6 protein-coding genes and 6 tRNA genes are annotated in these 6165 nt (G+C 71.8%); 8 read left to right on the plus strand and 4 right to left on the minus strand.

What is annotated here, in order from left to right; genetic code table 11:
* The first annotated feature begins 92 nt into the window (after positions 1 to 92).
* The gene (locus tag BG452_RS02455; RefSeq protein WP_188302453.1) at positions 93 to 593 is read left to right on the plus strand and encodes a DsbA family protein; all 501 of its coding nucleotides are present in this window, start codon (positions 93 to 95) and stop codon (positions 591 to 593) included.
* Positions 594 to 618: 25 nt separating this feature from the next.
* On the opposite strand, the gene BG452_RS02460 is transcribed toward BG452_RS02455, so the two are convergent.
* From BG452_RS02460 to BG452_RS02470, 3 genes are all read right to left on the minus strand, one after another.
* Positions 619 to 1476: a GNAT family N-acetyltransferase gene (locus BG452_RS02460; RefSeq protein WP_188302454.1), complete on the minus strand. Its 858-nt coding sequence runs from the start codon at positions 1474 to 1476 to the stop codon at positions 619 to 621.
* Between the two features lie 80 nt (positions 1477 to 1556).
* Positions 1557 to 2387, minus strand: a complete 831-nt coding sequence (locus BG452_RS02465) for an aminotransferase class IV (protein ID WP_188302455.1) — start codon at positions 2385 to 2387, stop codon at positions 1557 to 1559.
* 12 nt (positions 2388 to 2399) lie between these two features.
* Positions 2400 to 3485: a chorismate-binding protein gene (locus tag BG452_RS02470; protein ID WP_188302456.1), complete on the minus strand. Its 1086-nt coding sequence runs from the start codon at positions 3483 to 3485 to the stop codon at positions 2400 to 2402.
* A gap of 347 nt (positions 3486 to 3832) precedes the next feature.
* On the opposite strand from BG452_RS02470, the gene BG452_RS02475 reads away from it, so the two are divergent.
* The 6 genes from BG452_RS02475 (at position 3833) to BG452_RS02500 (ending at position 4470) form a co-directional block, all read left to right on the plus strand.
* Positions 3833 to 3905, plus strand: a tRNA-Gly gene (locus tag BG452_RS02475).
* 40 nt (positions 3906 to 3945) lie between these two features.
* A tRNA-Cys gene (locus tag BG452_RS02480) sits at positions 3946 to 4019 on the plus strand.
* Between the two features lie 34 nt (positions 4020 to 4053).
* Positions 4054 to 4125, plus strand: a tRNA-Val gene (locus BG452_RS02485).
* Between the two features lie 41 nt (positions 4126 to 4166).
* Positions 4167 to 4238 (plus strand) — tRNA-Val (locus tag BG452_RS02490).
* A gap of 44 nt (positions 4239 to 4282) precedes the next feature.
* Positions 4283 to 4354: transfer RNA gene (locus BG452_RS02495), tRNA-Val, on the plus strand.
* 44 nt (positions 4355 to 4398) lie between these two features.
* Positions 4399 to 4470, plus strand: a tRNA-Val gene (locus BG452_RS02500).
* A 285-nt stretch (positions 4471 to 4755) separates the two neighbouring features.
* Here the strand turns inward: BG452_RS02500 and BG452_RS02505 are convergent.
* Positions 4756 to 4956, minus strand: a complete 201-nt coding sequence (locus BG452_RS02505) for a hypothetical protein (RefSeq protein ID WP_188302457.1) — start codon at positions 4954 to 4956, stop codon at positions 4756 to 4758.
* Positions 4957 to 5362: 406 nt separating this feature from the next.
* On the opposite strand from BG452_RS02505, the gene BG452_RS02510 reads away from it, so the two are divergent.
* A partial coding sequence (locus BG452_RS02510) for a serine/threonine-protein kinase (RefSeq protein ID WP_188302458.1) occupies positions 5363 to 6165 on the plus strand: 803 nt, incomplete at its 3' end.

A 6165-nucleotide genomic window follows, 5' to 3' on the forward strand; every position in this document is an offset into this window, starting at 1 on the left:
GGTCGTCCTGGTCATCGGGTACCTCCCTGTCGGTCCGCCCTCGGGCGCACCGCCGGGCGGGAACGGGCACCCACTAGTGGAACACTGGGGGGATGATCGATGGTTCCCTCCCCCGACTCGAGTTCTGGTGCGACCTCCAGTGCCCGGACTGCCGTACCGCCCTGGACGACGTACGGGCGCTGCGCGCGCAGTACGGTGACGCGCTGCCCGTGGAGCTGCGGCACTTCCCGCTGGAGAAGCACAAGCACGCCTACGCCGCGGCGGAGGCGGCCGAGGAGGCGTTCGCCCAGGGTCTGGGGTGGCCGTTCGTGGAGGCGCTGCTGGCCCGGGTCGAGGAGCTGGACGCCCGGGGACAGCAGGTGCTGCTGGAGGTGGCCAGGGAGGTCGGGGCGGACGTCGAGGAGGTCGACACCGCGCTGGTCGACGGCCGGCACATGCTGATCGTGGACTCCGACCAGGCCGAGGGCAAGGCGATCGGGGTCACCGGCACGCCGACGTACGTGATCGGCCGCGAGCGGCTGGACGGCGGGAAGAGCCAGGACGGGCTACGCGAGCGGATCGTTGCCGCCATCGAGGCCGCGAAGGCTTCCTGACGACGCCTGACGTTCCGTCAACTCCTCACAACTGCTTGCCGAAGCAGCGGTTGACGATCCGGTAGCCGAGCGAGGCGTAGAGCCGGAGGGCGACCTCGTTGCCGGAGAAGACGTTGAGGCCGAGTTCGCGCACTCCGGCGGCCAGGCACTCCTGCTCGGCGAGCAGCATCAGAGTGCGGCCGTGTCCCCGGCCCCGGTGGGCCGGGGACACCTCGACCACCATGACCCAGGCGAGCGGGGTGCCGTCCGGCAGGTCGCGCAGGCGGAGGTTCACCCAGAGCGAGCCGAGCGGTCCGCCCTCCACGCCGCCCACACCGCCCGCGCCGTGGAGCCGGCGCAGGGCGACGCCGGGGGTGTCGGCGCCCTGCTGGAGGACGTTGCGGTGGTCCAGGCTCGACTTGGCGTGGGCCTGCTCCTCGGTGAGGCCGGAGTCCATCAGGGAGCGGACGTACTCCCGGGCCGCCCGGTCGATCCAGGCCGGGAACTCCTCGGCGCCGATCGGGCGGGCGGTGACGCCGACGGGCAGGGACGGGGCGGTGGTCAGGCTCTTGCCCAGGTTCCGCATCCGCTCGGTGTAGCCGAGGGTGATGGCGAGCCCGCGGGCGATCGGGGCGGACTCGGGGACCACCACATCCGCCCGGGTACAGCCCCAGGTGCGCAGCACCTCCTCGGCGGCCAGTGCGCCGAAGGTGCCGCGGCCCCGGCCCCGGCCCTCCAGGACCTCCAACTCCGATATCTCGCCCCAGAGTTGGCTGCCATGGCGGGCCGAGGTGGTGCGCAGCGAGCCGACCTGGTGGCCGTTCGCGAGGATCCGCCAGCGTCTGGTGCGGCCACCGGCCGCGGTGGGTGTCTCAGGGCCCTCGGGGCGCAGCGTGGTGGTCATGTCGTGGTCCCTTCCCCTCGCCGGGAAGGTTATCCACGTGGTCCGCGGCGTCTCCCCGGGGCGTCTGCCCGGGCGGGGGATCAGGGGTCGAGGTCGTCGCCGCTGCGCTGGGCGAAGACGTCCATGGCCTTGGCGGTGACCGGGCCGATGCCGGGCAGTTCGCGGTCGTCGACGCGGGTGACGGCCTGGACGTCGCGGGTGGTGGAGGTCAGGAAGATCTCCTCGGCGTCCCGCAGGGCGCTGAGCGGGAGGTCGGCCTCCTCGGCACCGCACCAGTCGATGACCAGCTGCCGGGTGATGCCGGCGAGGCAGCCGGCGGCGAGGGTGGGGGTGAGCAGGCGGCCGCCGAGGACGACGAAGACGTTGGTGCCGGTGCCCTCGCAGAGCAGGCCGGCGGTGTTGGCGAACAGGGCCTCGGAGGCGCCGGCGCGGTGGGCGGCGGCCAGGGCGACGACGTTCTCCGCGTAGGAGGTGGTCTTGAGGCCGGCGACCGCACTGTGCTCGTTGCGGCGCCAGGGGACGACGAGGGCGGCCGTTTCGTCGGGGCGGCGGTTGATCGCGCCGAGGGCGACCACCAGGGTGGGGCCGGTGGTGCCGCGCTCGGAACCGAGCGGGGCGTTGCCGCCGGTGAAGGTGACGCGCAGGCGGGCCAGCGGGGCCGGATTGGCGGCGAGCACTTGGTCGCACGCCTCGCGGACCAGATCGTGGTCGGGGTCGGGCAGACCGAGGCCGCGGGCGGAACGGGTGAGCCGGTCGAGGTGGCGGGTGACCGCGAAGGCCCGGCCGTCGACGGCCTTCAGCGTCTCGAAGACTCCGTCGCCGGTGGTGAGGCCGTGGTCGAGGACCGAGACCGCGGCGTCGGCGGAGTTGACGAGGGTCCCGTTGACCCAGCTCGTGGTGCGGTTGTCCATCGAGGGCTACTCCTAGGCGCGGTGCGGCTCATGGTCGGTGTGGGTGTCGCTGTCGGTCTCTCTGCCCGACGCTATCGCGACCAGCCGGGCGGCCTTGAGCTCGGTTTCGGCCCATTCGCGCTCGGGGTCGGAGCCCCAGGTGATGCCGGCGCCGGTGCCGAAGCGCAGGACAGGCGTCCGTCGGTCCTGCCGGTCGAGCCAGAAGGTGCGGATGCCGACGGCGAGTTCGCCTTCGCCGCGGTCGGCGTCGACCCAGCCGACGGCGCCGCAGTAGGGGCCGCGGGGGGCGGTCTCCAGGGCTTCGATGATCCGCAGGGCGCTGGACTTGGGGGCGCCGGTCACCGAGCCGGGCGGGAAGGTGGCGGCGAACAGTTCGGGCCAGTCGGCGCCGTCGCGCAGGGTGCCCTCGACGGTGGAGACGAGGTGGACCAGCCCGGGGTGCTTCTCCACGACGCAGAGGTCGGGGACGGTGACGGTGCCGGTCCCACAGACCCGGCCGAGGTCGTTGCGGACCAGGTCGACGATCATCACGTTCTCTGCGTGGTCCTTCTCGAGGAGGTCGTCCTCGGTGCGGCCGGTGCCCTTGATCGGCCCGGAGGAGACCGTGCGCCCGGAGCGGTGCAGATAGAGCTCGGGGGAGGCGGTGGCGATCTCGACGCCGTGCTCGGGCAGTCGGATGGTGCCCGCGTACGGGGCGGGGTTGCCACGGGCGAGGAGGCCGGTGAGGGCGTCGATGTCGCTGCGGTCGGGGTCGGGCAGCGGCGCGGACAGCACTCGGCACAGGTTGGCCTGGTAGACCTCGCCGGCGGCTATGTGCTCGCGGATGCGGCGCACGCCCGCGGTGTAGGCGGCGCGGTCCAAGGAGCTGTGCCAGCTGCCGGCGGCCGGGCCCTGCCAGCCGGCGCCCGAGGGCGGGGCCGGGGCGGGGCGGACGTCGTCGAAGCGGGCGCAGGTCAGCCGGCCCTCGAAGTCGTAGGCGACGGCCCAGTAGCCGGAGGAGTCGAGCGCGGCCGGGTCCGAGGTGACGTCTCGCAGTCCGGTGGCCAGGCGGCCGCCGAAGCGGGCGAGCGGGGTGCGGGGGTCGGGGTGGCCGGACACGGTTCTCCTGCGCGGTGGTGCTGGGGGCGGCGGTGCCTGAAGTGTAGGTCGGGGGCGTGGCCCGGGTCGGGCCCCCACTCCCCCGAGCTCCGCGCTCCCCGCGCCCCCGCGTACGAGCAGCCGAGTGCGTCGTGCGGGTGTGCGCCGGGTGACTCGCGGATGATCGTCCGGGAGCGCCGCAGGTGGTGACCGGTGACCAGCCGGAAGGGCTGACGGGACGGCACTGCGCCGGCATCCCCTCGGCACGCTGCGGGAACGGATTTTTAGCTGGCCCGGGAATCCGCTAGAGTTCAACACGTCGCCGGGGAGCGCAGCCGAAGAAAAGCGGTGAAGATCCCGGGAGACAGGCGGACGTGGCTCAGTTGGTAGAGCATCACCTTGCCAAGGTGAGGGTCGCGAGTTCGAATCTCGTCGTCCGCTCGATGGAGAACAGTGTAAGGTCGTTCTTCATGCGTTGCCTGGTGGAGTGGCCGAGAGGCGAGGCAACGGCCTGCAAAGCCGTGTACACGGGTTCAAATCCCGTCTCCACCTCCAAGAGGTCCCCCGGTTTCCATCGGGAGGCCTCCCCGCGCGATTAGCTCAGCGGGAGAGCACTACCTTGACACGGTAGGGGTCACTGGTTCAATCCCAGTATCGCGCACGTCGGACCTTCCGAGGTCTGCTACACAACCGCCTCACCAGGCGCGATTAGCTCAGCGGGAGAGCACTACCTTGACACGGTAGGGGTCACTGGTTCAATCCCAGTATCGCGCACCGTAACAGGCCCTTCGAGGTCTGCTGCACAACCGCCACATCAGGCGCGATTAGCTCAGCGGGAGAGCACTACCTTGACACGGTAGGGGTCACTGGTTCAATCCCAGTATCGCGCACCGTAACAGGCCCCTCGGGGTCTGCTGCACAACCGCCACATCAGGCGCGATTAGCTCAGCGGGAGAGCACTACCTTGACACGGTAGGGGTCACTGGTTCAATCCCAGTATCGCGCACAGTAACGGCCGAGGCCGCGATCCGTCAGGGTCGCGGCCTCGGCCGTTTGTCGTTCCGGTAGGACCGAGGCCTCGGGACTCGGGGCGGAGAAGAGCCGCGTACGGTCGCCCTCACCGACGTCCGTACGCGGCATCTCCGCCTGCCGGGGCGCTCTGCGAACCGCTCTCGCCCGTCCGCGTGTCAACGCGGTCGCGGCCTCCCCGGCGGCACTGCTCCCCGTCCCCAGGGGAACAGTGCCCGTTCTTGGTGTTCCTCTTACTTCGGCCCTGGCGGCCTCGACGGCCTCAGCGGCCGATCAGCTCGGCCAGGACCTCGGCCTGGTTCGCCATCTGCTCCCACCCGCCGAACAGCAGCACCAGGAGCACGGCGCACGGCAGGGCCATGGCCAGCGCGACGGCGGGGTGCCGGGTGGGCTGCTCGGCGGACTGGGACTGGGTGAAGGCCGACCGAGGCCGGCGGGAAGTACCCGTCTGCTGCGATGCCATGGCCCTGCTCCTGATCCGGTCGAGTTGGCGCGGTGGACGGCTTACCTCGGGGGACGAGCTCCCCGTCCACCGCTGGACACAACGCTATTGGTCAGGGGGTCTCGTGGGCGTCATGCCGTCGTACTGTTCCTCGGGCATCCCGGAGGATGACGCTCAGACTCAAGGCGTACTACCGGAGGGGGAGGGAGGTCTTACCCCGCCCCCGGGGGAACCCTGAGGGGCAACCCCGAGAAGCGATTCGGCGCCCCTATGACCTGCAGCTCAGCGCACGATCCGACAATCGCACGGCGGCGCGAGGTGTTGCGTATCAGCACACCGCAGCGGGCAGTCCGTAAGCTGTGCCAGACAGGAACTGACGATGCCCCAACCAACGGGGCCTCACCCACGGGCTGACGGGGAACGAGACATGGCGATGATGCGGCTGAGGCGTGAGGACCCCCGCATCGTCGGGCCGTACCGCCTCCACCGGCGGCTGGGGGCCGGCGGCATGGGCGTGGTCTACCTCGGCTCCGACCGCCGCGGACAGCGCGTCGCCCTCAAGCTGATCCGCGCCGAACTCGCCGAGGACCAGGAGTTCCGGACCCGCTTCGCCCGCGAGATCGCCGCCGCCTCCCGGATCCGGGGCGGCTGCACCGCCCGGGTCGTCGGGTCCGACATCGAAGCCGACCGCCCCTGGCTCGCCACCGCGTACGTCCCCGGGCCCTCCCTCTACAAGCGGGTCGGCGACGAAGGGCCGCTCAGCTGGCCCGAGGCCGCCCGGATCGGCGCCGCGCTGGCCGACGGGCTGGTCAAGGTGCACGAGGCCGGGGTCGTCCACCGCGACCTCAAGCCCTCCAACATCCTGCTCTCCCCCCGCGGGCCGCGGATCATCGACTTCGGCATCGCGTGGTCGCGCGGCGCCAGCACCCTCACCCACGTCGGCACCGCGGTCGGCTCCCCCGGCTTCCTCGCACCCGAACAGGTGCGCGGAGTCGCCGTCACCCCGGCCACCGACGTCTTCGCCTTCGGCGCCACCCTCGCGTACGCGCTCACCGGGGACACCCCCTTCGGCTCCGGGGCCTCTTCCGAAGTGATGCTGTACCGGGTCGTCCACGAGGAACCCGACCTGTCCGCCGTCCCGCCGCAGCTCGCCCCGCTCATCCGGGCCTGCCTCGCCAAGGAACCCGCCGAACGGCCCGGCGCGGCCGCACTGCACGAGCGGCTCAGCGA

Origin of the sequence: Streptomyces sp. CBMA123, from assembly GCF_014596465.1 — a bacterium.
Lineage (GTDB): Bacteria > Actinomycetota > Actinomycetes > Streptomycetales > Streptomycetaceae > Kitasatospora.

Coding starts and splice junctions, on each gene's coding strand:
- BG452_RS02465 (WP_188302455.1), bottom strand. CDS start 2,387: ATGGACAACCGCACCACGAGCTGGGTCAACGGGACCCTCGTCAACTCC.
- BG452_RS02460 (WP_188302454.1), bottom strand. CDS start 1,476: ATGACCACCACGCTGCGCCCCGAGGGCCCTGAGACACCCACCGCGGCC.
- BG452_RS02455 (WP_188302453.1), top strand. CDS start 93: ATGATCGATGGTTCCCTCCCCCGACTCGAGTTCTGGTGCGACCTCCAG.
- BG452_RS02505 (WP_188302457.1), bottom strand. CDS start 4,956: ATGGCATCGCAGCAGACGGGTACTTCCCGCCGGCCTCGGTCGGCCTTC.